This is a genomic window from Paenibacillus sp. Marseille-Q4541, assembly GCF_018310695.1.
GTDB lineage: Bacteria > Bacillota > Bacilli > Paenibacillales > Paenibacillaceae > Paenibacillus.
The window spans coordinates 25,282-49,088 of sequence record NZ_JAGXCY010000023.1 but is presented as its reverse complement, the minus strand read 5'-3'; the positions used below and the strand labels follow the sequence as shown (position 1 = coordinate 49,088).

Below are 23,807 nucleotides of genomic sequence, written 5' to 3'. Positions count from 1 at the left end.
CCAAAACATTACATTAACAATCCACTGTTATGCTTTACATGTTGACTTTTACATACAAATTACAAAGAGGAGTGTCAAAATGTTTAACATGTTTAAAAAATGCACAGCCATGGTGCTATCTTTGGCAATTGTGCTCGGTCTGGTTATTGTCCCGACAGCCACGCCCGTACATGCTGAATCAGCAGAAGATTGGGATATACTGCTGCAAGGAAATGCGGTATGGAAATATAATGATCAAGGAAATGATCTTGGTACGGTATGGCAAGCTACATACGATGATTCCACTTGGAGTCAAGGTAACGCTCCATTTGGCTACAAAGATAATGGTAACGGCGTTACCACAGATACATTTGGTCCACTGCAAACGACGACTAGCTACGGCAGTGACAAAAAAATGAAGCACCGCACTACATATTTCCGCACGAACTTAAATGTGGATGCAAAAGTGATTCAAAATTATGGACAAATCGTAGGAACCTTTGCTATCGATGACGGTGCGGTTCTTTACGTTAATGGTCAGGAAGTGATCCGTTTTGGAATGCCGGAAGGATCTATTACTTACGATACAATGGCAACATCGAATAAAGACCTACCTGTCAATTATGCGGATGTAGATCTCACTCAACCTCTTAAGTCTTACCTTCAAGATGGAGACAATGAGATTTCGGTAGAAGTTCATCAACAGAGCAACAGTAGCTCTGATTTGTATTTTGATATGCGTCTTGAAGCACACAAGGATGCGCCTACAACTCAAGTAGAAAAAGTTACCGTTACTTTTAATGGGGAACCTACGAATGCCAAAGGATTTACTTGGTACACCCCTCTTCTATCGGAGAACAGCGATCTGCAAGTAGTTGAAAAATCGGGAGATGTTCCTGATTTCAGCTCAGCTAAACAATTCACAGGCAGATCTGAAGTTTCCACGCTTACGCCGGGTGAACGTTCCCACAAAGCAGAAGCTACAGGACTTACGCCAGACACTTCCTATTACTTCCGTGTAGGTGACGAAAGTCTGAACGTATGGAGTGAGGTAGGTGTCTTTACTACCGCACCGGAGAACGGGGCTTTCACCTTTATCGATATCACGGATACGCAAGCGCAAAGTGAAGAAGAAGCTTCTATTTCAGCAGCAACTCTGTCTAAAGCAATGCAGACAGTACCGGACGCTGAGTTTGTTATGCACAACGGCGACGTCGTTGAACATGCGACCTCTGAGCAAGAATGGGGCTGGTTACTTGGGTATTCACAAACGAGCCTGCTAAACACAACGTTAGTTCCTGCTGCAGGCAACCATGATGATGAATTATCTGCCTTCTATCAGCATTTTAACGTGGCAAGCCCTACTGGTTCTGCTACAGAAACAGGCGCCTACTATTCATTTGATTACAGCAATGCTCATTTTGTTGTACTAAATTCCAATGAGAATTCTACGGAGTTCCGTAACTTCTCTGCTGAACAGGTTGAATGGCTCAGACAAGATGTTACTCAGGCCAAAGCTGACGGAGCCAAGTGGATTATCGTTAATATTCATAAAGGACCCTATACAACAGCTAATCATGCTACCGATAGCGATATCATTGGAAAAGGCGGAGAACGCAGTACCATTGCTCCCCTTATGAATGAACTTGGAATCGATTTTGTACTACAAGGACATGACCATATCTATGCTAGAACAAAACCGATTACTTCCGATGGAAAAGCGGAAGATGTAGAAAAAATAACTGAAACTTTTCAGGGTCAAAGTGTCGAGTATGCCGTTAAACCAGATGGAACGATCTATCTAATTCCTGGTACGGCTGGAGCGAAAGTTTATTTCAAAAACCAAAAAGCAGAACTAGGTGAAAACTACTTCAATCTTTTTGAGCGTTCTGAAGAAAACCATGCCCGTAAATACGGAGAGACAACAAGTCTTGCACGCGGTCAGGTTCAGAATTTTGTAGGCATCACTGTTGATGGCGATAAGCTCACTGCTCTTACGTATGAAATTGATAAAAATATTGACAACGGCAAACCTTTTGTCATTGATCAGTTTGGGATTACAAAACAAGATAAGCCAGATTACAGTAAAGAGAAAATCAGTAAAGTAACAGCTACTTTCTATGGAGATACAAAGAGCTCCAAAGGCTTCACTTGGTATACTTCAAAACTTCTAACAGATAGTACGGTCCAAGTAACGAAGAAAACGAACTCGGAGCCTGATTTTACAAATTCAATTTCTTTTGCAGGTACCTCTTCCCCATCTACTAATTCTGCAGAAGAACAAGTCCACAAAGCGGAAGCTACTGGTCTAGAAGCGAACACGACTTATTATTATCGTGTAGGCGATAAAGAGCACGGAATATGGAGCGAAACAGGTACATTCCAGACTGCTCCTGCAAGCGGCGCATTCACTTTTATTGATATAGCCGATACACAAGCGAAAAGCGAAGATGAAGCTATCTTGTCTTCACAAACGCTCGAAAAAGCACTTCAAACCGTAGATAATGCACAGTTTGTCGTTCACAACGGAGATATCGTTGATACGGGTACGAAAGAAGAACAATGGAACTGGTTGATTGGCCATTCACAAAATAGCCTTTTGAATACGACGATTGTTCCTTCTGCCGGTAATCATGAAGATGAGAACTATGCTTTCTATGATCACTTTAATATTAACGAACCTGCTGGTTCTGCTACAGAAACGGGCGCCTACTATTCTTATGATTACAGCAATGCCCATTTTATTGTACTGAACTCTAATGAAGATTCAGAGAAATATGCAAATTTCTCCGAAGAACAAGTTGAATGGTTAAAGAAAGATGCAACGGCAGCCAAAAAAGCAGGCGCTAAATGGATCATTGTCAATATTCATAAAGGTCCTTATACTACCTCTAATCATGCAACAGACTCTGATATCATGGGTGCAAACGGAGTGCGTAACCAAATCGCACCGCTCATGGCAGAGCTTGATATTGATTTTGTAATGCAAGGACACGATCATATTTATGCTCGTACGAAACCAATCGCACAAGACGGTAAAGCAACAACACCAACGAAAATAAAAGAAACATTAAATGGAGAAACGATTGAATATAGCGTAAATCCAGACGGAAGTATTTATGTTATTCCTGCGACAGCGGGACCAAAAGTATACTACAAGAACCCTAGCGAAAAACTTGGAGATAATTATTATAACCTCTTCGAACGTGCTGAAGAGAATCATGCCGCAGTATATGGCCCAGATCCGAGTGACGATCGCAGACCAAAACGCGGACAGGTACAGAACTTTGTTGGTATCACTGTAGATGGAAACAAACTTACAGCTGTTACGTATGAAATCGATCAAAATAAAAATGATGCCAAACCTTTCATTGTGGATCAATTCGGGATCATCAAAAAAGATGCAGAACCACCTACAACGGACCCAGGAACAAACCCTGGTACAGGTACAAATCCAGGTACTCCAGGCACTCCAGGCACGGGTGGTGGAAATAATTCGGGCTCAGGTAGTGACGGAGGAAATACCAATACAGGTGGTTCGGATAACGGTAACACACCAGGGAACGGTGAGGGGAACGGTTCCACTGGTAATGGTGGCTCAGTAACGAATCCAGAACCTACCGTATCTCTAAAAGACATTTCAGGACACTGGGCAGAGAGTGCTATTCAAGCTGGTGTTGCAGCAGGTTATATTACAGGTTACAGTGATCAGTCATTTAAACCAAATGCAAGTATTAACCGTGCAGAGTTCATTACAATGCTTGGCCGTGCCCTACAAATGAAAGAAACAACCAATTCACTTACATTTACGGATTCGAAGAAAATACCAGCATGGGCATCCTCTTATATTTCTCAAGCTGTAGAAGCAGGAATTGTAAGTGGGTATACAGATGGTACGTTTAGAGCAGATAAACAGCTGAACCGTGCAGAAATCACAACATGGATGGTTCGTGCGGCAGGAGTAAAGGTTGGTACAAGTACATCATTGTCTTTCTCAGATAAGAACGCCATCCCAGCATGGGCTGTACCTTATGTAGCAACAGCTGTTAAGGAAGGGCTTGTGAGCGGGGTTGGTCAGAACCGATTTGCTCCTCAGCAAATTGCAACTCGTGCGGAAGGAGCAACCTTTATTGCGAAACTGTTAAAAGTGAAGAACTAACTTTCTTTTTCACACCATGATTCAATCAAAAAGACCTCCCTCTCGTTTGTGTTCGAGAGAGAGGTCTTTCTTTATAGGGTAGCCGAAGCTTTTTTCAGAAGTTGGGTAAGCTCATCATAGTTTACGTTGTCGTCTGAGGATATGTTGGAATGACATTCTATTGAATTATTAATTATGCTTTACAATCTGCCAAGTAATGCCGAATTTATCCATCTGAAGGTATGTCTTTAAAATCGCTCATTCGTCAGATCGATATTAACAGCAATTGCTGCTTTACTGCCTTCCGCTGCTGATATTATTAAGGAAGAAGGGCCTCCCTGCCTGTTCTCCCCAGCAGTATAAACGTTTTTCTGTGTAGTGCGACCTTGCTCATCAACGAGAACCGCACCCTTATCATCGAGCTCACAACCTAACTGCTCTATGAGTGTACTTGAACGTTTAAATTTGGGAACGATAAAGCCAGCTGAACGAGGAATCATAAGTCCAGATGCAAATTCAATGCTTTCCAAAACTCCTTCCTCTCCGTGCAATTTGGTGACAGGTTCAGTGACGACTCTAATGTTTCTACTTTCAAGTTCGTCCTTAAGTGAGATGGACATGGATTCCCCGTTTGTTGCGACGACCAAATCCTTGGACCAGTTATACAGAAGTTTTGCCATGTGATGAACTGCTTCCTCGTTTTCGATCAAGATTACAAGTGGCTTATCTCTGAGCTCCCACCCGTCACAGTAAGGACAACTAAAGAGAGTTTTGCCGTAATATTGCTTTATTTCTGGTACGGACAAATACTCTTCTTGAACACCGGTAGCCAAAATAATCTTTTCCGCATAGTACACCTGTTCTTCTGCAGTCTGGATCTCAAATATGCCACTGCTATCTTGCTTCGTAACCTGGATTACGGTTTGTTCCATAAGCTGAACAGAAGGATAATTACTTAATTGCTGTATTCCAATCGCTTTGAACTCAGATGGGGTAATACCGTCTCGAGTAACAAATCCATGCGACTCTTGAGTAACACGGTTACGATTCGTACCATTATCGAAGAGAGCAATACTTCTACGTGCTCTCCCTAATACCAAACTTGCATTCAAACCAGCGGGTCCCGCTCCTAACACGGCACAATCAAATACTTTCATAATCACTTTCCTTTCTAATTATCTTACTTTGTCTAATGACTGTATTTCTAAGGTAAGGATTACATTATAGATATAATGTATCTATAATAACTCCATTACACAAACAGGTCAACCTCTCTCCAAATTCAATATTTATCAAAGTAAAAAGAAAAACCATTGATAGCCCCTTCTGCTATCGGTGGTTTTTTTGATTTTTTGTATTGTCATTACTACAGGCGTTATCGCGTGACCTATATGAGTAGTATCCATCTTGATAATCTATTTTCGAATACTCCATGATATAAAGGATATAATATCCTTCAAAGTCAATTTAGAGGAGGTATTCACTTGAAAAAAGCATTAGGAGATCAACAAGAACAACATAACAAATTACTTAATCCTTCTGCTTCTTCCTCTGAACTTCTAAGTAACAATCTTCATCATAATTTATCTCTCTTTCTTACGAAACTGGGAAATAGCTCAGATGTTATGGTACGTCACTTTTCCAACTCCAGTCTATCCAGTAAACCATTAGCCCTTATTTACATCGATGGAATGGTGAATATCGATACAGTAAATCAGATGATTCTGGAGCCCTTATTGCAGGAAAAAGAGAGAATCAATGAATCGCCAAGTCCAGCGCAAGCCATTCTATTCATCCAGCAGCGATTGTTGCCTGTTGGCAATCTATCTTCCCTGACAGAAATCAAAAGTTCCTTATCCACTATACTGGAAGGAAACCTTCTCTTACTGGTGGACGGTGTAAATATTGCTCTTACAGCAAATGTGACTGGATACGATAAAAGAAGCATCACCGAGCCTACCACCCAGACAGTAATTCGTGGTCCTAAGGAGGCTTTTACAGAGTCGCTGAGGACAGGAACATCCATGATTCGGCGCAAGATCAAAAATGAACACTTGCGGATCGAAGAACTCAAAATAGGGAAGCAAACGCAAACCAGCGTAGCCATGATTTATTTAGACGGAATTGCGAATGACCTCGTAGTGGAAGAGATTCGTTCCCGGTTAAGCTCAATTGATACAGACTCAATACTGGAGAGTAATTACATTGAAGAGTTTATACAGGATTCACCAAGAACCCCTTTTCCGACAATACAAAATACAGAAAGACCCGACTCACTTGCTTCCGGCATATTGGAAGGGCAAATTGGAATTATGATAGAAGGAACCCCATTTGCTTTGTTAGCACCGTTTACCTTTTTTAGTTTTTTTCAATCCAGTGAAGATTATTATCAGCGCTATGACGTAGCATCGTTTTTGCGTATTTTACGCTTTTTTGCATTTTGTACATCTCTTCTGCTACCCGCTTTGTTCATTGCCGTTACTACTTTTCATCAAGATATGTTACCCACAGCATTAATGATCAGTTTAGCTTCTCAGCGGGAAGGGGTTCCATTTTCTGCACTGTTTGAAGGTATACTCATGGAACTTGCGTTTGATATCCTTCGCGAAGCTAGCGTGCGTATGCCACGTGCCATATCATCTGCTATTTCTATAGTTGGGGCATTAGTACTGGGTCAGGCTGCAGTAGAAGCAGGGTTTATCTCTGCCGCAATGGTCATCATCGTTTCTATTTCTGCCATCTCTAATTTAGTCATTCCTTCCCAATCATTGTCTAATTCTATCCGTCTGCTTCGTTATGTGATGATGCTCGCTGCAGGAGTACTTGGTTTATACGGAATAATGTCTCTAGTCGCGATCATTCTCGCCCATCTACTAGGACTGCGTTCATTCGGGGTACCTTATCTATCTCCCGTTGCACCGCTAAAACCTCAAGAATTAAAAGACGTCTTGATTCGTAAACCGATATGGAGCTTGGGGAAAAGACCTTATTTCTGGAGCAGAAAAGAAACAAAAAGACAAGGGACAAATCAAAAACCAGGTCCCAAAACTAACAAACATAAGGAAGAGTAGCTTAGCGATGAGTATAAATCACAATACTGTTTTACGAAAATCATTGATTCTAATCCTCTGTCTATTCATGGCCACAATGCTGAGTGCTTGCTGGGACAGCAACGAGTTGAATGAAATCGGAATTATTTCCGGCTCTGCTTATGACTGGTCTGATGATAAATGGGAGGCAACTTTTCAGGTTGTGAATCCGGCTCCTGGACAAGGTGGAACGACAGGGGGAAATGAACCTGTCCCCCCTTTTTTTACTTTCTCTTATAAGGGAAAGACCATTATGGAGACGATTAGCCGAGCGGATTTATCAAGTGCACGACATCTTTATTTCCCTAACTCACGAATTATGTTCTTAAGTGAAGGCGCTACGCAGCACGGAATTGCAGAGTTAATCGATGTTTTTTTAAGAAGAATAACTTGTCGAGAAACGTTATATGTTTTCGTGACGAAAGAAAATTCAGGAGAATTACTTAGCCAAATTGTTCAGCTATCTGAAAATCAAGCAGCAGGGATTGAGACGTTAATTGAACAGGAGTCAGCAGACGAATCCCTCTTTCCTGCTATTAGATTGTACGAACTAGCAAAAGATATAAGTTCTGTCTCTAAAAGTGCAGTCGTTCCAGAAATTGAACTCGTGGGAAAAGAACTTATTCATAAAGAAGATGAAAAAGGAACGACCGATGCTCCTTCCCATCTGGAACTTACTCGTCTAGCCGTATTTAAAAATGATCAGAGGGTCGGTTGGTTGAACAAATTCGAATCATTAGGATGGGGTTTATTGTCGAATAGAATAAAAAGCACTTCCATTTCGTTCTCATCAGATCCCGAACATTCAGACAAAGAAGACGCTACTTTTTTCCTTCGTTCTTCTACTTCCCACATTAAGCCGATCTGGAACGGAGATCATTACGTGATAGATGTCCATGTTAAAGGTGTGGGAAATATTAATGAAATAGGCAGTGAAATCGATTTAACTACCGAAGGGGTGTTAACGAAGATGGAAGGTACCATTGAAAACAAATTAACAGCCGCAATGGAACATTCCTGGATAAAAATTCGTGATATGGATGCGGATCCAACGCAATTCGCTGTCCTTATTCATAGGAAAGATCCTGCACGGTGGAATCAGTTCCAGGAAACAGGATCTTGGGATCATGTATTTAAACAAATTGAAATTCGTCCGAAGGTTCAGATCAAAATCAAAAATACAGGAATGCAAGGACGTTCTTTTAAATCAATGCAACAGGAAAACAAATAAAAAAGGAGCGGGAATTCCACGATGAACACCCATAAAGAACAAATTTCAACAACACAAATTGTTTTTATGATTATTTTGTTTGAAATTGGTAGTTCGATGCTAGTGAGTCCTGGTGGAGATGCCGGTCGTGATTCCTGGATTGCCGTGTTGATGGGGGCGATTCTCGGTCTCTTCGGTGTACTTCTGTTTCTATGGATTCAGAGGATCGCCCCAAAACTAGATCTTATTGAAATGTTTCTACATTCTTTTGGAAAACCCATCGGAATTGTATTTGGATTGTTGTATTTCTTTTATTTTAGTTATGAAGCAATGCGTAATGTTCGTGACTTGGGAGAACTAACCTCCCTGTCTATTCTACCTTTAACACCGATATACGTAACCATGCTGATATTTGTGTTAACAGCTTCCTACCTCATTTGGCAGGGGATAGAAGTGATCTCTAGATTTCCCGAAATCGTACTTCCAATTGGGTTGTTTATTTTTTTCATAATTATTTTCTTACTGATTGCATTCGGATCCGTAAACTTTCATGAACTAACACCCATACTTGAAGATGGTTTCATGCCAGTAATAAATGCAACGATACCCAGCACACTTACTCTTCCTTTTGGTCAAATGATTGTGTTCTTAATGATTTGGCATAAATGGAACAAACCTGGTGCACCTGTGAAAGGAGTGCTCTTTTCATACTCCGCTGTCGGCCTCTTTCTCGTGTTTCTTAATGCATTAATGACCAGCATACTAGGGCCGGAGCTATATTCAATTATTTTTCTACCACTCATCAAGTCCGTTCGCACCTTATCAAATCTAAAGTTTATTGAAAGACTTGATATACTCGTGGTATTACTTCTTTATTTCAGTCTGCTAATGAAAATGGTTCTATTCTATTATTGTGCAGTACAAACATTGGTCCGCCTCACAGCAATTCAAATAAAAAAATGGATACTTCCGGTAAGTGGATTCATCTATGGTACTGCGTTTGTAGAACGTGACCTTCACGAACATCTGGTTTGGATGAAAACAAGTGCTTACGTATTTCCAATATTTCAGTTCGGGATACCACTGATTCTTTTTATGACAATGATGATGAAACAGCATTTCCGTTCAAATCGTTCCATTTAAAAAACATACTTAAGAACGATGCCACACGACGCGAAAACCGCAATTCCCTGTAGAACTGTCGGGCGTATTTCCGCTTCTTGCCGCAACTCGGTACCGATTGCAGTACGAGCGATGACATAGATAGGAACCACCTCTCATCGACTTTTGTTCAGCAGGTTCATTGAAATATGGATTCACTCGATTCGTATTTATATGATATGTAGGACTGAAGCTATCACGGCACCATTCCCATACGTTCCCTGACATATTGTACAATTCGTAACCGTTCGGCTTGAATGCATCGACAGGGGCTGTTCCAAGATAACCGTCTTCTGCGTGATTTCGGATCGGGAATTTTCCTTGCCAAATATTACAACGATGTTCTCCATCCGGCTTCAGTATATCTCCCCAAGGGTAACGTTTCTGCTCTAGACCTCCACGAGCTGCATACTCCCACTCTGCTTCTGTAGGAAGCTGTGTACCTGACCATTTACAGAACTGCTCCGCATCATTCCAACTAATATGTACGACAGGATGATTCTCTCTGCCGAGTATCGTACTATCTGGTCCTTCCGGCTGACGCCAGTTTGCTCCATGAACAACAAGCCACCAAGGAACATGTGTGGGTACATGCTGGACCTGCGCTAAAACTGTCTCGGATACTAACAATTTAAAAACGTAAGACCATCCAAATTTCTCTGCCTCGGTTACATATCCAGTTTCTAATATGAATTGTTCGAAGTCTTGATTCGTTACTGCATAAGGAGAGATATGAAAAGGATCGACATGGACTTGACGAACAGGACCTTCACCATCTTTCGGAAATCCTTCCGCATCATTTGTCCCCATCATAAAGGATCCACCTTGGAGTTCTATCATTCTTGCTTTTATTTGTTCTGCATACTTACCGGAAGGTTGAACTTCTTCTGTATTGACGGAAGAAGCACGAAGAATAGACGAATCTCTTGAGATACTGCAACATGATTTATTATGAGTCATCTTCTTTCTCCTCTTCTACTGTATTTAGCTAGGTGACTTGGACATATTATATTGGCTCAATCTCTGTTTCTATCAAGGCCAATACGTTCATAATGTTCAGGTGGAGCATCATTGTACTTCATTAGCTGTTTGATGAATAGAATCATTCTGCACTCCAAATAATACATGGCAATTTTATTATAACATCACCATAATCGCTTTCCATTATAGTCCTCCTTACATCACTTTAAGTCATTACCTTGATCATGGATAGCTTTGTGCTCTGACTCATCAAAAGTAGCTACGCAAAAGGCCCCATCTTCATAAGAAACGGTTCCTTCGATAATAACTGTAGAAGCCACACCTCTGGGTGCAGCCCCAGGCAGACGGAAATCGGCAACATCAATTGGCGTTATTTCCGTCTCAATCGGAAGTTCCAGTTGAGGTACCCAATCATATGGGACACGGTAAGCACGATAGACCATATTGGCATTCCGTTTGTTTTTATATGGAGAAATATATTCCCATACGAGTTCGTGATCACGGGTCACTTCAAAAATACGACCGTCTGCCCCCTCAGTAATGAGAGTATTCCCATTAGGCAAGCGCTGTGCAGAGCTGATGTAGGGACTGTAAAATCGATAAGAATCGAGCGGAGCAACATAGCCCGCCTCCGAAGGTGTATACTGCCATTCAATTTCAAGCGTAACCGGATGAATTTCAAGAACCCGGGAGAAGTCACGACGCGCGACTTTTATTCCATCGGGAGATACCGGACCAGGATGTCCATAACCTCCCCATCCGCCATTGTCAAACACCAGTATATTCCCTTCACCTGGAAGTCCTTTAGGCACGAGGTGAGCATGATGTTGACCAATAATCCATCCAATGTGCTTCGTCTCATCCGTATCATAACTTGGACCAAGCTTCCAAACGATTTGTCCTGATTTTTTATCAATAATGGCAATAATATTGGATTCTCTTGCATCCCATATTATATTTTCTGGATGAAAACGCTGGTCTCCTGCATCATAGTGTTTATTTGGTCCAAGAACGGAAATCGAATTGATGTGCATCCAATCCCCTGCATGTTCTCCAAATCCGCGAGTATTGGGATCATGGTAGAGTGCTTTTTTCGCTTCTTCATCAAAACCGAGTTCATCAAAGTGGTCGCTAACAGACCATTCCCAGACGATATTGCCGTGATAGTCCACTTCTATAATGGTATCATCCAGAAGCTCAATGTTTGAAATTTCAGGCTTCTTTACATTTTTATGAGCCAAAATTAGAGTATTGCCTGAATCGGTCTTAGGTTCCTGATCAGGAGCATAATATCCTACTGGATTTCCCTCACGCTGATAATCATGGTGTTGACGGGCCATCCATTCTCCGCTGTGTCCAGGATCTTCAATCCATTCGAAACGATCAAATTTCCATACGATATTGCCGTCCCAATCAACCTGCACAAGATTAACTTCATCTTGAAAACCGTACTTAGGATCACGTTCGGCTGTACTGCCAAGAACATACCCTCCAGGGAAAAGCTTATTCGGGAATCCTCGAAGTCCTTTCCATAAGCGTACTTCTCTCCCATTCATATCGATGAGTAAGGCACCTCTCTCTGCTGCCTGAAAGATTGTATAACCACTCCATGCTTTGTTAGGTAAATACACGGTTGCACCTGTTGGATAAATTGTCGGATGTCCCATCTCTAATTACTCCCTTCTCATTGTCCAGCGATTATAAGCTTTTGCAGAATATACAAAAAGACTCCCAACCTCTCTATTCATCTGAAAAGAGTGGTTAGGAGCCTTTGGTCGTCCAATCGGCTAAGCTATGAAAATTAGATTAAACCAATTATTCCCAGTAGTCAAGTGAGTATTTAAAAATATAATTGATCCTTAACGAAACAAATTCGTTTTCGCGAGGTCAATTAATGTATCGCCTTTTCCATTCAGAATCGCTTTTGCAGCCCAGATTGTGAAACCTTCCGCTTGTTGGAGGCTGATTTTTGGCGGCATGGACAGTTCTTGACGATTGACTGCAACATCAACGATAACCGGACCATTATGCAAAAATGCCCTTTGCAAAGCATCTGGCAAATCTTCCGGATTTTCAACGCGGATGCCTTCTATACCAAGACCATTGGCTACCGCTGCAAAGTTTGGATTCGCGAGCTCCGTTCCTGTTTCCAGATATCCCGCTGCTTTCATCTCTAGTTCAACAAAACCAAGGGCTTCGTTGTTAAACACAATCACTTTCACCGGCAGTTGATGCTGCTTAAGAGTAAGTAAGTCACCCATAAGCATTGAAAGACCTCCGTCACCGGAAAGTGAAATCACTTGGCGTGAAGGCGCAGCAACCTGGGCACCGATCGCTTGAGGTAATGCACTGGCCATCGTTCCGTGAGTAAAAGAACCTAGCAATCTACGTTCTCCGCTTAGCTCGAGATAACGTGATGCCCATACCGTTGGAGTCCCAACATCACAGGTAAAGATGGCATCATCTGTTGCTAATTCGCTAATCAGACGGGTTAAATACTGCGGATGGATAGGGGTATGTCCCGGTTTAAAAGTAGCAAGCTCATCGAGTTCCTTACGATCTTTTACGTATCGTTCCACTGACTTTTCAAGATGTTTCGTATCTTCTTTAATAGTGAGATAAGGTAGAAGTTTCTGAATCGTATCCTTTACTGATCCACATAGTCCATAAGTAAGTGGTGCACGTCTTCCTAGATGAGATGGATCGATATCCACCTGCAGAATCACCGCTTTTTCTGGATAGAACTGACGATATGGGAAATCTGTACCGAGCATAAGGAGGACATCACAATCCATCATCGCTTTATAGCCAGAAGAATATCCGATGAGTCCGGTTAAACCTACAAAATAAGGATTATTATGTTCCAGATATTCTTTTCCCCGAAGCGCAGTAACCATAGGCGATTTCAGCGCATGACAGAGCTCCATCAGCTCTTCCCGCGCCCCTTTTGCCCCCGCGCCGCAGAGCAGGCTTACTTTTTTACCTGCATTTAGATACTCAGCGAGTTTTGCGAGTTCCACTTCGGAAGGGTGAATAACAGGTTTGGTAATATAAGACGTTTGTTCCGGCACTTTCTGATCTCCTGCTTCCAGCGCTGCAATATCTCCCGGTAGAATAACGACAGATACGCTTGAATTCGCAACAGCCGTTTGAATGGCCATCGTAAGAGAGCGAGGCATTTGTTTGGCCGTCATAATGACTTCACAGTAATCACTGCATTCTTGGAATATATGCTCCGGATGCGTCTCTTGAAAATAACCGCTCCCGATTTCATCACTTGGAATATGAGCAGCAAGGGCCAGCACGGGGACTCGATTACGATAACAATCATATAGTCCGTTAATTAAATGTAGGTTGCCCGGTCCGCTACTGCCTGCACATACAGCAATACTGCCTTCCAGCTCGGCGTCCGCTCCTGCAGCGAATGCAGCTACTTCTTCATGCCGGACATGGATCCATTCAATTTTACCTGACTTGCGTACTGAATCTAGTACAGCATTTAAAGAATCGCCAACGATTCCATATATCCGTTTCACACCTGCATTAATAAGAGATTCAACAACAGCGTCTGCGATTGTCTTTTTCATGTATACTCATCCTTTTCTAGTATGAACTTGATGCAAATACGAATCTAAACCCGATCTTGCGTCTGATTATCTATACCCTAAAAGTAAGAACAATTAACGTTTTTTTCGAGGAAACAGCTTATTTTTTTATGTAAATGGTTTCATATTTTGCTGAATGTCTCTGAAATCTCATAGTAATAAAAAAAAGAACGCCTCGTGGCATTCTTCATGACTGTATTCATTCCTTATTTATTCAGAAACGGCGAATTGTTGTTCATTTCCTTTGCTCTATGCGGCCCGCACTAATCGATGGACTTGTACTGTTGGTTAATCCCGCCTTAAAGTTAAGATGGGACACACACACATAAAGACCTCCTTTAATACGTTAGCTACAAAGGAGGCAGTCATTCCATGCTCTTGTTTGATAAGGAACAAATACGAAGTTCTTCCCCAGGAAAATGGCAGGAAGATGCTTTTCAACATTTTGAATCCAAAATGGTAGATACCACACATAAGTTTCCCTGTATACCAGCTACTGTCGGGTTTAAACTAGATCACTTCAGATATGGTTTTATCAGTGACCCAAGATCCGATCAGGCGGCTGAAGAACTTGCTGAACTGCTGCGTATGTTCGGAGAACAATCTCATGCATTTGGAAAATACACTTCTTTGATTACATTTTTCGATACTCCCGATGATCTAAAGAAACAATTTCAAGTCTCCGATTATCGTCACTTGTTCTGGGATGTACTAAGTAAAGTCAGCGCTAGAGATGAAGAGGAATGGCCAGTGCAAATCCCTAACGATCCGCATCATCATGTATGGGAATATTGTTATGGTGGTGAACAGTATTTTATGTACTGTGCGACTCCTGCACACGAACGCAGACAAAGCCGCCAATTTCCATACTTTATATTTGCGATTACACCCCGCTGGGTTCTTACGCAGTTCAACTCAAATCAGCAATCCGCTTCACAGATCAAAGCCAAAATTAGAGAACGAATTGAAGCTTATGACGAGCTAGATATTCATCCGGATCTCCATTTTTACGGGAGCCTTGATAATTTTGAATGGAAGCAGTATTTCCTGAATGATGATAATGAGTCTACCGCGATGTCAAAATGTCCTTTTGCTCATCTTCATTTGAAGAAGCAGCCCTAAACCTAACAGAAGCAAAAGCAACACGGAGTTGATCCCCTCATGTGCTTTTGCTTTTATTTTTGCTATAGATTTAAGGTGCTTTTAATTTACCGTTTAATAGGGATCCAGATCTCGGAATATAGGTCTGGGTTTGAAGGGTCCTCATCCGTGTAGTACTCAAATTCAATCTCTCCTGCTTGCTCATATCCGCTGGAAGGGAACCATTCAGAATAGATTCGCGTCCAAGCATCTTGCATCGCATTTGGCATCGGCCCGATGACTTCAAATACAGCCCATGTCGCAGCGGGAATCGTTAGTTTTGATAGACCCTCCTGTTCTTTCCCCTCATAGTTCGTAGCGATCCAGTAATCAATGGACTGAGATCCAGGCGCAGACGGACCACATACCCCAAGTACTCCCTTAATGTCACCGTTATTAATGGCAACCAAGCGATCATTGATTCCATTGCGGTGCACTTCATCCCACATTTTAGGGATTTCGGCTTGATTCTCACCATTTACAACTGAAAATGTCCGATGTACTCCAACGACCTCAAACGCTTCTTTTTCGACGATACGATATTTCATAGGTTCTACTCCTTTCAGACTCACCTGAATGACCAGGCGGTTATAAGACGTAATGTTGCTGTTCACTTTTCTTGCTTCACTCGGTGTAATCCCATGCTGTTTTCGAAAAGCTTTCGCAAAAGCTTCGGGAGTTTCGTAACCGTAACGAAGAGCTAGATCGACAATTTTTACTGACGAAGTACATAATTCCTGCGCAGCCAAGGTCAGCCGTCTACGTCGGATATATTCAGCAACCGAAGTGTCGGTCAGAAACATAAACAACCGCTGAAAATGATAGACAGACGTATTTGCTACTTTAGCCACGTCCTCGATCCGAATTTCTTCGTCTAGATGACTCTCCATATAGGCGATCGCTTTTTGCAGCGATTCTATATAATTCATCGTTGTTCACTCCCTTACAAGTATCCTATCATCGTTATGTAACTGAATCCTGTCCTTTTGTGCTTTGTGCAGACCGCTTTTCTGACACAAAAAAAAGAAGCAGGCGTCATTACTCAACATCCTGCTTCCTACGAATAATACCATTTATTTACTATCGTTGCACTGAAAAGATGTTCTCTTCCTTGTATCTCGGCAGCCAGTCTCCGTGCGCTTCAATGAGTTCATCACATAGAGATACGATATCATCTATCGAGAGCTCAGCTGATGTATGCGGATCTAACATAGCAGCATGATAAATATGCTCTTTCTTACCGGTTATTGCCGCTTCGATGGTTAACAGCTGGGTGTTAATATTGGTACGATTCAGCGCGGCAAGCTGCGGAGGCAGATCACCAACATAAGTTGGTGTTACTCCAGAAGCGTCAACCAGGCAAGGAACTTCCACGCAGGCTTCACGCGGTAGATTGGTGATCAGTCCCGTATTCATGACATTGCCGCCAATTTTGAAAGGATGATTTGTTTCCATTGCATCTAGAATATACGAAGCATACTCATGGGAACGATGATGTTCCAGATTTTTGTTGTTCACGAGCTCTTCACGTCTCTTCTTCCATTCCTCGATCTGATGGATACAGCGCCGTGGATATTCGTCCAGTGGAATGTTGTACCGATCAATTAGTTCAGGGTATCTTGTTTTAATAAAATAAGGATGATACTCCGCATTGTGTTCAGAAGATTCAGTCACATAATACCCGAATCTCTCCATCAGTTCGTAACGTACCATGTTGTCATGTTTCTGTTGTTGTTTCTCTTTTGCAAGGCGTTTGATTTCTGGATAAAGATCTTTCCCCTCTTTCTGTACTTCTAGTAGCCAAGCCATATGATTAATCCCTGCAATTTTCCACTGTACACCTTCCGAATCAAGACCGAGTTCTCGGAACAGACCGGACACGCATCCTTGAACGCTGTGACATAACCCTACCGTTTTTACGCCGCCATACGTGTTCATCACATTGGTAAGTACAGCCATCGGATTCGTATAGTTGAGAAACCATGCATCAGGACATACTTCCTGAATATCATTTGCAAAATCAAGCATTACCGGGATCGTACGAAGATTTCGGAAAATCCCGCCAATTCCTACCGTATCGGCAATCGTTTGACGGAGGCCATATTTCTTCGGAATTTCAAAATCGGTAATTGTGCACGGATCATATCCGCCTACCTGGATGGCGTTGATCACATATTTAGCTCCACGGAGTGCTTCCTTACGATCTGTATACGCCTTCACATTGCAGTTGCTTCCACTTGTCATTTTGAGGTTCAGCAGCATTCGTTCCGAATCTTTTAACCGCTCAAGATCAATATCATATAAGGCAAGCTCAAAATCTTGAAGTGAATCCGTAAACATACAATCCCCCAAGACATTTTTGGCAAAGACCGTACTTCCTGCACCTAAGAACGTAATTTTAGACATCGTATCCTCCCGATTCAATCGATTTTGGTAATCAAATGATAATTTGAGATTTAACCCTTAATGCCTGATAACGTTACCCCTTCGATAATGTACCTTTGGCCTATCACATACACAATGAGTACAGGTACTAGAGCGATAGAGGCACCAGCCATCATAAGCGTCCAGTCTGTTGAATACATTCCTCGGTACAGATTAAGCATCATTGGAACGGTAAATTTTTCAGGACTGTTCAAGAAAATAAGGGGATTAAAGAAGCTATTCCACATTCCTAAGAAGGTGAAAATTCCGAGTGCTGATAATGCCGGCTTAATAAGCGGAATCATAATTTTAGCGTAAATCGTCAGTTTCCCCGCACCATCTACGATCGCTGCTTCCTCCATATCCTTCGGAATTCCCCGGAAGAACTGACGGAGAAGAAACACTCCGAAAGCATTCAGTAAGGCAGATGGAATGATAATGGCTAAATGCGAATCCAGCCAGCCGATATTTTTAAACATCAGATAGAGCGGAATGATTGTCACTTGTCCAGGAACCATCATCGTCGCAAGGAACAAGATGAACATCGGCTCGCGGAACTTAAAGTTTATTTTGGCAAAAGCATAAGCGGCCATAGAACAAGTGACAAGCTGACATACGACCACGATAATATTAATGTATAAGCTGTTAAAATAAGCTCGACCAAAAGGTAAGGCGGTTAGTGAATCTCTGAAATTGGTCCATACGAAGGGTTCAGGGATCCATTTAGGCGGAACAACAAATACTTGAGACAAATCTTTTAATGCACTCAGCACCATCCATACGAACGGTAAGGCCATAATACAAGCCCCAATAATAAGTACAAAATGGAGCAACACTGTGGACAGCCGGAAGCCTTTCATCTGCATCTGCTATTTCCTCCTTTCGAAAATGGGTCTAATCTTCGTAATGAACCCAGCGCTTCGACATACGCATCTGGAATAAGGTAAGGGCCAAGATCACAATGAAAAGGATGACGGCTGCCGCTGTACTTTTTCCAAACGTAAAATCTACAAATGCCATTTCATAAATGTGATAGACCATCGTGTAGCTCGCCTTGGCTGGTCCACCCGATGTCATAACGAAGGACTGATCGAAGACTTGGAAGGAACCAATAACAGACATAATCGTGACAAAGAACGTAGTAGGCGACAACAGCGGGATCGTAATGTATCGTAACTGTTGCCATTTGGTAGCGCCATCAATCTGTGCTGCTTCATAGTAGGTTGGTGAAATCCCTTGAAGGCCAGCCAGGAAAAGCACCATGTTTCCGCCAAGTCCCATCCAGATACTAAGCATAGCGATAGAGGGCATAACGAACCGGCTGTCTGTAAGCCACTGAGGTCCTTGAATACCAAACCACTCTTTAAGATAGAGATTGATTAGTCCAAAGTCTGCATTAAACAGCCACATGAAGACGACGGCTACCGCAACGGACATGGTAATGTTAGGCATAAAATAGATGAGTCGGTATAAGACTTTGCCCTTGACCTTATTGAGACCTACGGCTACAATCATCGCGAGCAAAATACCTGTCGGTACGGACAAAATAGTGTAGTATACGGTATTTACGACCGCTATGCGAAACTCTTCATCACGTAATTGTGAGGCGAAGTTATCGAATCCAACAAACTCTTTCGTCCCCATTCCATCCCAGCTCATCATACTGATTGCAAACGCAGATACTAGAGGAATCAAGGCAAAACAGATTAATCCTACCAGCTGCGGGAAGATAAAAAAGTAACCCCAGAGATGATCAGCTTTTTTACTGTTCATAGCAGCCCTCTTCCCTCTCACCTCCCTTGTGGAAGGCGGCGAGGCTGGGCTATTTGGCATTTTCATATTCAAGCGTCTCACCTGCCTTTACAAGGTTTTCTATCTCAGGGGTCTCTATTTGTTCTTGTACTCTTCGATTTTTTTGTTCGCCATATCTTGAATACCTGTTAGCGAAGCTTCAAGCGGTTCATTACGCAACCAGAGCGCTTCAAATTTAGAAGCAATATCTTGAGTCAATCCTGGAATCCCCGCTTCATGGGGGGTAAGGGCATATCCAATATCACGGGCATCCAAAAAGAGCTGTGCATGCTCAGGAAGGTTACCTTCCAGTACAACATCATCCACCCCTTGTACAGATGGAACTGCATTTCCACCGCCTTGTAAACGGAATTGTTGTCCTTCTTTACTTACAAATTCAGAGAAAAATTGATAAGCAGCTTCTTTGTTTTTGGAAGTCTTGTTAAGTACTAGGTAAGCAGTTGGAATCCCTGCAGGCTCTATTTTGTTTCCTGTATTCGTTGGCCAAGTGACCACATCATATTCAAGACTTGCATTTTTCTTGAAGAGCGGTAGGTACCAGCGTCCTGCACCAACAAAACCAACTTGGTTGGACATAAACATGGCATCTCCACCTTGTCCTTTTGGAAGGGTGCCTGAGAAGGTGATGTTCTTCGACTTCACATTATCGTATAAGAATTGAAAAGCTTCTTTGGATTTGGCATCCGTTGCACCTACAAATTTGCCACTCTCATCGTAAACAGTTCCCCCATTGGAAGTAACCCAGCTATGGTAGCTGTTCCAGCTATTATCGAGTACATACCCGTACTTTTTACTGTCTTTAATTTTCGTTGTCATCTCTTGGAATTTATCCCAGGTCCATTGTCCATTAGCTTGCAAGTCTGCCGGCATTTCTGTAATTCCAGCTTCTTGTAGCACTTTCTTGTTATACCAAAGCACCATCGGATTACAGTCCACCGCTACACCATAAATTTGATCATCACGTTTCGCTGCACCCCATAATCCTGGAAAATAATCCTCTTCCTTGATCAGGCTGGTTTCAGCATCCATGAGAGGTGTAAGGTTCTCGATGCTGTTATTTTCGATTAATTTGACAACCAGACCATCACCTGCATAAAATACATCCGGGGCTGTTCCCCCTGTCAGTTGGGTCAGTATTTTCTGATCGTATTCTCCTGGGATCGGAATGAATTCAGCTTCGATATCAGGATGCGTCTTATTGAACTCTTTCGTCATTTCTTGAAAGCGTGAAAGTTCACCAGGGTTCCCCCAGGTGGCCCATTTAATTTTCACCTTACCTCCGGAGTCTCCTCCAGATGATTCATCTCCACCAGAAGCACATGCTGAAAGTAAAGTTGTAAACAGTAATACGAGAACAATCGTGGCTCTTGCTACCTGTTTCTTTTTCATTCTTTTCCCTCCATGGACATGTTTTGTACATCAGTTAAAAAGTGATTGGCAGAAACGATTACTATTTTTGTAAGCGCTTTAATTATAAAATAGAGAGAGATATGAAATGAACGGCTTATGTTCCGAACTGGTGTGTTGTTTTCCGATGTTCCCTTATTTAGTTTTGAGGTACAGTCCTTGATATTCTGCAGGTGACATCCCTGTGCATTTTTTAAACTGCTTACTAAAGTGTTTGACATCATTGAATCCAACTTGTTCCGCTACTTCGTACACTTTTAGGGAGGATGTAGTGAGCAGTTCGGCTGCTCGATTAATCCTTAATTCAATGAGATAATGAGTAAAATTTTGTCCGGTAACCCGTTTAAACATCTCACAAAAGTAGTTCCGACTCACCGATACGTGACTTGCTACCTCCTGAAGTGAAATACCTTTGTGGTAATGGAGTTTAATATAGGAAGTAGCTTGGGTCACTATACGTTCATGTAATGTCTCTTCCGGTGGAATAGGAGGAACGGATTTGCTATTTTTTTCTGCTGGTTTCTTGAACTGGCTTGCTTCCTTCTCTCTATATTCATTTAAGATTTGCAAATTTCGTTTCTCCAGATCAATCCTGCCCCGCATACAGATCAGCAGTGATTTTAGGGCATCTTCATTGAGAGTCGGTTTCAACATATAATCGGAGGCGCCGAGTCTGATCCCTTCTCTTACATATTCAAAATCGCTATGACAGCTTAAAAGGAGCACCTGCGCCCAAGGACAGAATTCCTTCGTAATACGAGTCAGCTCCAGACCATTCATCACAGGCATAGCGATATCCGTTATTAAAATATCTACCTCCCGATTCTCAACCCAACGCATCGCCTTTTGACCATTCGCTGCTTCACCTACGACATGAAATCCGTTGCCTTCCCAATCAAAAGTAGCCCGAAGCCCCATTCTAGCGATCTTCTCATCATCAACCAGCAGTACTTTGTACATTCGGTTCCCTCCTCATTGTTGATAGTGTAATGACCACTCGTGTTCTACTGCCTTCTTCACTCTCCACCTGAACTCCATACTCTTCGCCATAATAAAGTTTTACTGTCTGATTCACATGCCGTATCCCGATATTGATCATGCCCTGGTTCAGACGATCTCCATCATCGGCCAAAATTTGATGTGCACGTTCCTTACTCATTCCTATGCCATCGTCTTCAATGATAATTAGAATATCCGTTCCTTTTTGTTCTACTTGAATATGAATCGAACCCTCGTCATCTTTGGGTGCAATTCCATGAAAAATAGCGTTCTCTACAATAGGCTGCAACAACATTCGAGGGATCGGCAATTCTTCTAATTGTTTAGAACAAGTAATTTGTAGATGAATCATATGATCATATCGATACTCTTGTATAATCATATATTTTCTTAATAGATCCAGCTCATCTCCAAGTCTGATGAATACACCATTTCGTTCCAGGCTCCCTTCTAATAGATGGACTAGTGTCGTTACGGTGTGATCTACCTCTTGTACGCGGTTTAGTTTGGCAAGCCAGCGGATCGAATTCAGCGTATTATATAGAAAATGGGGATTGATTTGATAGCGCAGTGCCCGAATTTCCGCCTTTTTCTTCTCTCGTTCTTCACTGGCAATGCGGTGTATCAGTACATTAATCTGCTCAATCATTTTGTTAAAACTTCTTCCCAGTTGTCCAATTTCATTCTGGCCGACATTCCTGCTCCGTACAGTTAAGTCCCCTTCTTCACCCATTCGCATTAACCTGCTGAGTTGGACTAAGGGATTTCCGATTTTTAAGGTGGCATAGTATCCCACCCCTATAGCCAACAAAATCGCAACAAACACAATCCATACCGTAAAATTCCGTATACTGGCTGAATCAGCAGTCAATTCTTCTAGAGGGACGATACCATGAACATACCACCCGTTATCAAGTTTCTCAGGAATCATGAGGGTACTTTTCGTTCCTTCATGAAATTGCATCATCTGTAACGGAAGTTTCAATTCACTGATTTTCCCATACATGTTCTTGTCCGGATGATAGAAATATTGCTTCTCGTCATTGGTGATGACCACGTAACCCGTTTCACCAAACTGAACCTTGTCCAGTTCTTTGATAAGTACATCGCCCATAATCTCAAAGAACATGACGCCAATGATCTCACCTGATTCCCAGCTTCGAATGGCTCGTCCTAATCCAAATACCGGAAAACCCATTTCAGCTTGTTTCAAATAAGAGGTTTCGGTCAGTCCGAACCATACAGGTGATCCATTCGCCTTTACAATCTCTTGATACCACCATGAATTACTGTGATCAGGGGGAGAATTGAAAGAATCGGCACTCAGCACTGAATTTTGTTGCTTAATATCAAAAATATAAATATCTAGAATTTCAGGTGAATTGATCATGACAGAGGTGAGAAAATCTTTTCCTTCCTTTACCTTTAGTGTACTCGCATATAGATCGGCGTCTTTTTCCTCCAAAATACTGTGTACAACCTTGTTGCTAAGCAGCATCATAGAGGAATCATCAATCTTCTTGAACAACATGTCGAGTTTGTCGCTCACCTGTGTAATCGTAAGGGAGGCTACTTTACTGACTTGTTCTTCAACAATGGAGGCTGATTTCTCATAGGACAGGAATCCCATAACGAGGACAGGAACTGTCATCCCAATAAAAAACAACAAAAAAAGCTGCACAACGATGGAATGCAGCGGCCGAAAGATTTGATGTACTAATTTTTTATTTCTCATATCAAACTCCACCACCTCTCCCTTATTGTTCACCAACATCATTCTTGTGGAATTCTACAGATTACATTTTTTTAGTATATATTCTAATCATTCCTTCTTCTGTTGTCTCTATCTATTTACGCTGGAT

The 23,807-nt window shown here is 42.1% G+C and carries 16 protein-coding genes; 5 read left to right on the top strand and 11 right to left on the bottom strand.

Going from position 1 to position 23,807, the window contains the following annotated elements:
• Positions 1–79 precede the first annotated feature (79 nt).
• Complete coding sequence (locus tag KFT32_RS19350) at positions 80–4,138, top strand: S-layer homology domain-containing protein (protein ID WP_211748963.1); 4,059 nt, start codon at positions 80–82, stop codon at positions 4,136–4,138.
• A gap of 227 nt (positions 4,139–4,365) precedes the next feature.
• On the opposite strand, the gene KFT32_RS19345 is transcribed toward KFT32_RS19350, so the two are convergent.
• Positions 4,366–5,274 carry an NAD(P)/FAD-dependent oxidoreductase gene (locus KFT32_RS19345; protein WP_211748961.1) on the bottom strand — a complete coding sequence of 303 codons (909 nt, stop codon included), beginning with the start codon at positions 5,272–5,274 and terminating at the stop codon, positions 4,366–4,368.
• Positions 5,275–5,601: 327 nt separating this feature from the next.
• On the opposite strand from KFT32_RS19345, the gene KFT32_RS19340 reads away from it, so the two are divergent.
• The 3 genes from KFT32_RS19340 to KFT32_RS19330 are packed head-to-tail and all read left to right on the top strand — an operon-like array spanning position 5,602 to position 9,559.
• Positions 5,602–7,188 carry a spore germination protein gene (locus KFT32_RS19340; RefSeq protein WP_249435993.1) on the top strand — a complete coding sequence of 529 codons (1,587 nt, stop codon included), beginning with the start codon at positions 5,602–5,604 and terminating at the stop codon, positions 7,186–7,188.
• A 7-nt stretch (positions 7,189–7,195) separates the two neighbouring features.
• Positions 7,196–8,437: a Ger(x)C family spore germination protein gene (locus KFT32_RS19335; protein ID WP_211748959.1), complete on the top strand. Its 1,242-nt coding sequence runs from the start codon at positions 7,196–7,198 to the stop codon at positions 8,435–8,437.
• A 21-nt stretch (positions 8,438–8,458) separates the two neighbouring features.
• The gene (locus tag KFT32_RS19330; protein ID WP_211748957.1) at positions 8,459–9,559 is read left to right on the top strand and encodes a GerAB/ArcD/ProY family transporter; all 1,101 of its coding nucleotides are present in this window, start codon (positions 8,459–8,461) and stop codon (positions 9,557–9,559) included.
• A gap of 9 nt (positions 9,560–9,568) precedes the next feature.
• Here the strand turns inward: KFT32_RS19330 and KFT32_RS19325 are convergent, their stop codons facing one another.
• The 3 genes from KFT32_RS19325 to poxB form a co-directional block, all read right to left on the bottom strand.
• Positions 9,569–10,537: a formylglycine-generating enzyme family protein gene (locus KFT32_RS19325; RefSeq protein ID WP_211748955.1), complete on the bottom strand. Its 969-nt coding sequence runs from the start codon at positions 10,535–10,537 to the stop codon at positions 9,569–9,571.
• A gap of 221 nt (positions 10,538–10,758) precedes the next feature.
• Positions 10,759–12,225, bottom strand: a complete 1,467-nt coding sequence (locus tag KFT32_RS19320) for an aryl-sulfate sulfotransferase (protein ID WP_211748953.1) — start codon at positions 12,223–12,225, stop codon at positions 10,759–10,761.
• 192 nt (positions 12,226–12,417) lie between these two features.
• Entirely contained in the window at positions 12,418–14,145 is a 1,728-nt protein-coding gene (gene poxB, locus KFT32_RS19315; protein ID WP_211748951.1) for a ubiquinone-dependent pyruvate dehydrogenase, read from the bottom strand.
• A gap of 390 nt (positions 14,146–14,535) precedes the next feature.
• Between poxB and KFT32_RS19310 the strand changes: the two genes are divergently transcribed.
• Positions 14,536–15,285 carry a YqcI/YcgG family protein gene (locus tag KFT32_RS19310; RefSeq protein ID WP_211748950.1) on the top strand — a complete coding sequence of 250 codons (750 nt, stop codon included), beginning with the start codon at positions 14,536–14,538 and terminating at the stop codon, positions 15,283–15,285.
• 86 nt (positions 15,286–15,371) lie between these two features.
• On the opposite strand, the gene KFT32_RS19305 is transcribed toward KFT32_RS19310, so the two are convergent.
• The 7 genes from KFT32_RS19305 to KFT32_RS19275 form a co-directional block, all read right to left on the bottom strand.
• Positions 15,372–16,232, bottom strand: a complete 861-nt coding sequence (locus KFT32_RS19305) for an AraC family transcriptional regulator (protein ID WP_211748948.1) — start codon at positions 16,230–16,232, stop codon at positions 15,372–15,374.
• 151 nt (positions 16,233–16,383) lie between these two features.
• A complete protein-coding gene (gene melA, locus KFT32_RS19300) occupies positions 16,384–17,709 on the bottom strand; it encodes an alpha-glucosidase/alpha-galactosidase (protein ID WP_211748947.1) in 1,326 nt (441 codons plus the stop codon).
• Positions 17,710–17,759: 50 nt separating this feature from the next.
• Complete coding sequence (locus KFT32_RS19295; protein ID WP_211748945.1) at positions 17,760–18,593, bottom strand: carbohydrate ABC transporter permease; 834 nt, start codon at positions 18,591–18,593, stop codon at positions 17,760–17,762.
• A 28-nt stretch (positions 18,594–18,621) separates the two neighbouring features.
• Entirely contained in the window at positions 18,622–19,500 is an 879-nt protein-coding gene (locus tag KFT32_RS19290) for a carbohydrate ABC transporter permease (protein ID WP_211748943.1), read from the bottom strand.
• A gap of 114 nt (positions 19,501–19,614) precedes the next feature.
• Complete coding sequence (locus tag KFT32_RS19285; protein WP_211748941.1) at positions 19,615–20,928, bottom strand: ABC transporter substrate-binding protein; 1,314 nt, start codon at positions 20,926–20,928, stop codon at positions 19,615–19,617.
• Between the two features lie 153 nt (positions 20,929–21,081).
• Positions 21,082–21,906, bottom strand: coding sequence for a response regulator transcription factor (locus tag KFT32_RS19280; RefSeq protein WP_211748940.1), 825 nt, complete (start codon positions 21,904–21,906; stop codon positions 21,082–21,084).
• Positions 21,884–23,680, bottom strand: coding sequence for a cache domain-containing sensor histidine kinase (locus KFT32_RS19275; RefSeq protein ID WP_211748938.1), 1,797 nt, complete (start codon positions 23,678–23,680; stop codon positions 21,884–21,886). The genes KFT32_RS19280 and KFT32_RS19275 overlap by 23 nt, the downstream gene beginning before the upstream one ends.
• Between the last annotated feature and the right edge of the window lie 127 nt (positions 23,681–23,807).

What these genes read in the sequence shown, in the direction of transcription:
- KFT32_RS19325 (WP_211748955.1), bottom strand. Translation starts at nt 10,537, where the DNA reads ATGACTCATAATAAATCATGTTGCAGTATCTCAAGAGATTCGTCTATT.
- KFT32_RS19285 (WP_211748941.1), bottom strand. Translation starts at nt 20,928, where the DNA reads ATGAAAAAGAAACAGGTAGCAAGAGCCACGATTGTTCTCGTATTACTG.
- KFT32_RS19275 (WP_211748938.1), bottom strand. Translation starts at nt 23,680, where the DNA reads ATGAGAAATAAAAAATTAGTACATCAAATCTTTCGGCCGCTGCATTCC.
- KFT32_RS19305 (WP_211748948.1), bottom strand. Translation starts at nt 16,232, where the DNA reads ATGAATTATATAGAATCGCTGCAAAAAGCGATCGCCTATATGGAGAGT.
- KFT32_RS19350 (WP_211748963.1), top strand. Translation starts at nt 80, where the DNA reads ATGTTTAACATGTTTAAAAAATGCACAGCCATGGTGCTATCTTTGGCA.
- KFT32_RS19295 (WP_211748945.1), bottom strand. Translation starts at nt 18,593, where the DNA reads ATGCAGATGAAAGGCTTCCGGCTGTCCACAGTGTTGCTCCATTTTGTA.
- KFT32_RS19330 (WP_211748957.1), top strand. Translation starts at nt 8,459, where the DNA reads ATGAACACCCATAAAGAACAAATTTCAACAACACAAATTGTTTTTATG.
- KFT32_RS19320 (WP_211748953.1), bottom strand. Translation starts at nt 12,225, where the DNA reads ATGGGACATCCGACAATTTATCCAACAGGTGCAACCGTGTATTTACCT.
- melA (WP_211748947.1), bottom strand. Translation starts at nt 17,709, where the DNA reads ATGTCTAAAATTACGTTCTTAGGTGCAGGAAGTACGGTCTTTGCCAAA.
- KFT32_RS19310 (WP_211748950.1), top strand. Translation starts at nt 14,536, where the DNA reads ATGCTCTTGTTTGATAAGGAACAAATACGAAGTTCTTCCCCAGGAAAA.
- KFT32_RS19290 (WP_211748943.1), bottom strand. Translation starts at nt 19,500, where the DNA reads ATGAACAGTAAAAAAGCTGATCATCTCTGGGGTTACTTTTTTATCTTC.
- KFT32_RS19335 (WP_211748959.1), top strand. Translation starts at nt 7,196, where the DNA reads ATGAGTATAAATCACAATACTGTTTTACGAAAATCATTGATTCTAATC.
- poxB (WP_211748951.1), bottom strand. Translation starts at nt 14,145, where the DNA reads ATGAAAAAGACAATCGCAGACGCTGTTGTTGAATCTCTTATTAATGCA.
- KFT32_RS19345 (WP_211748961.1), bottom strand. Translation starts at nt 5,274, where the DNA reads ATGAAAGTATTTGATTGTGCCGTGTTAGGAGCGGGACCCGCTGGTTTG.
- KFT32_RS19280 (WP_211748940.1), bottom strand. Translation starts at nt 21,906, where the DNA reads ATGTACAAAGTACTGCTGGTTGATGATGAGAAGATCGCTAGAATGGGG.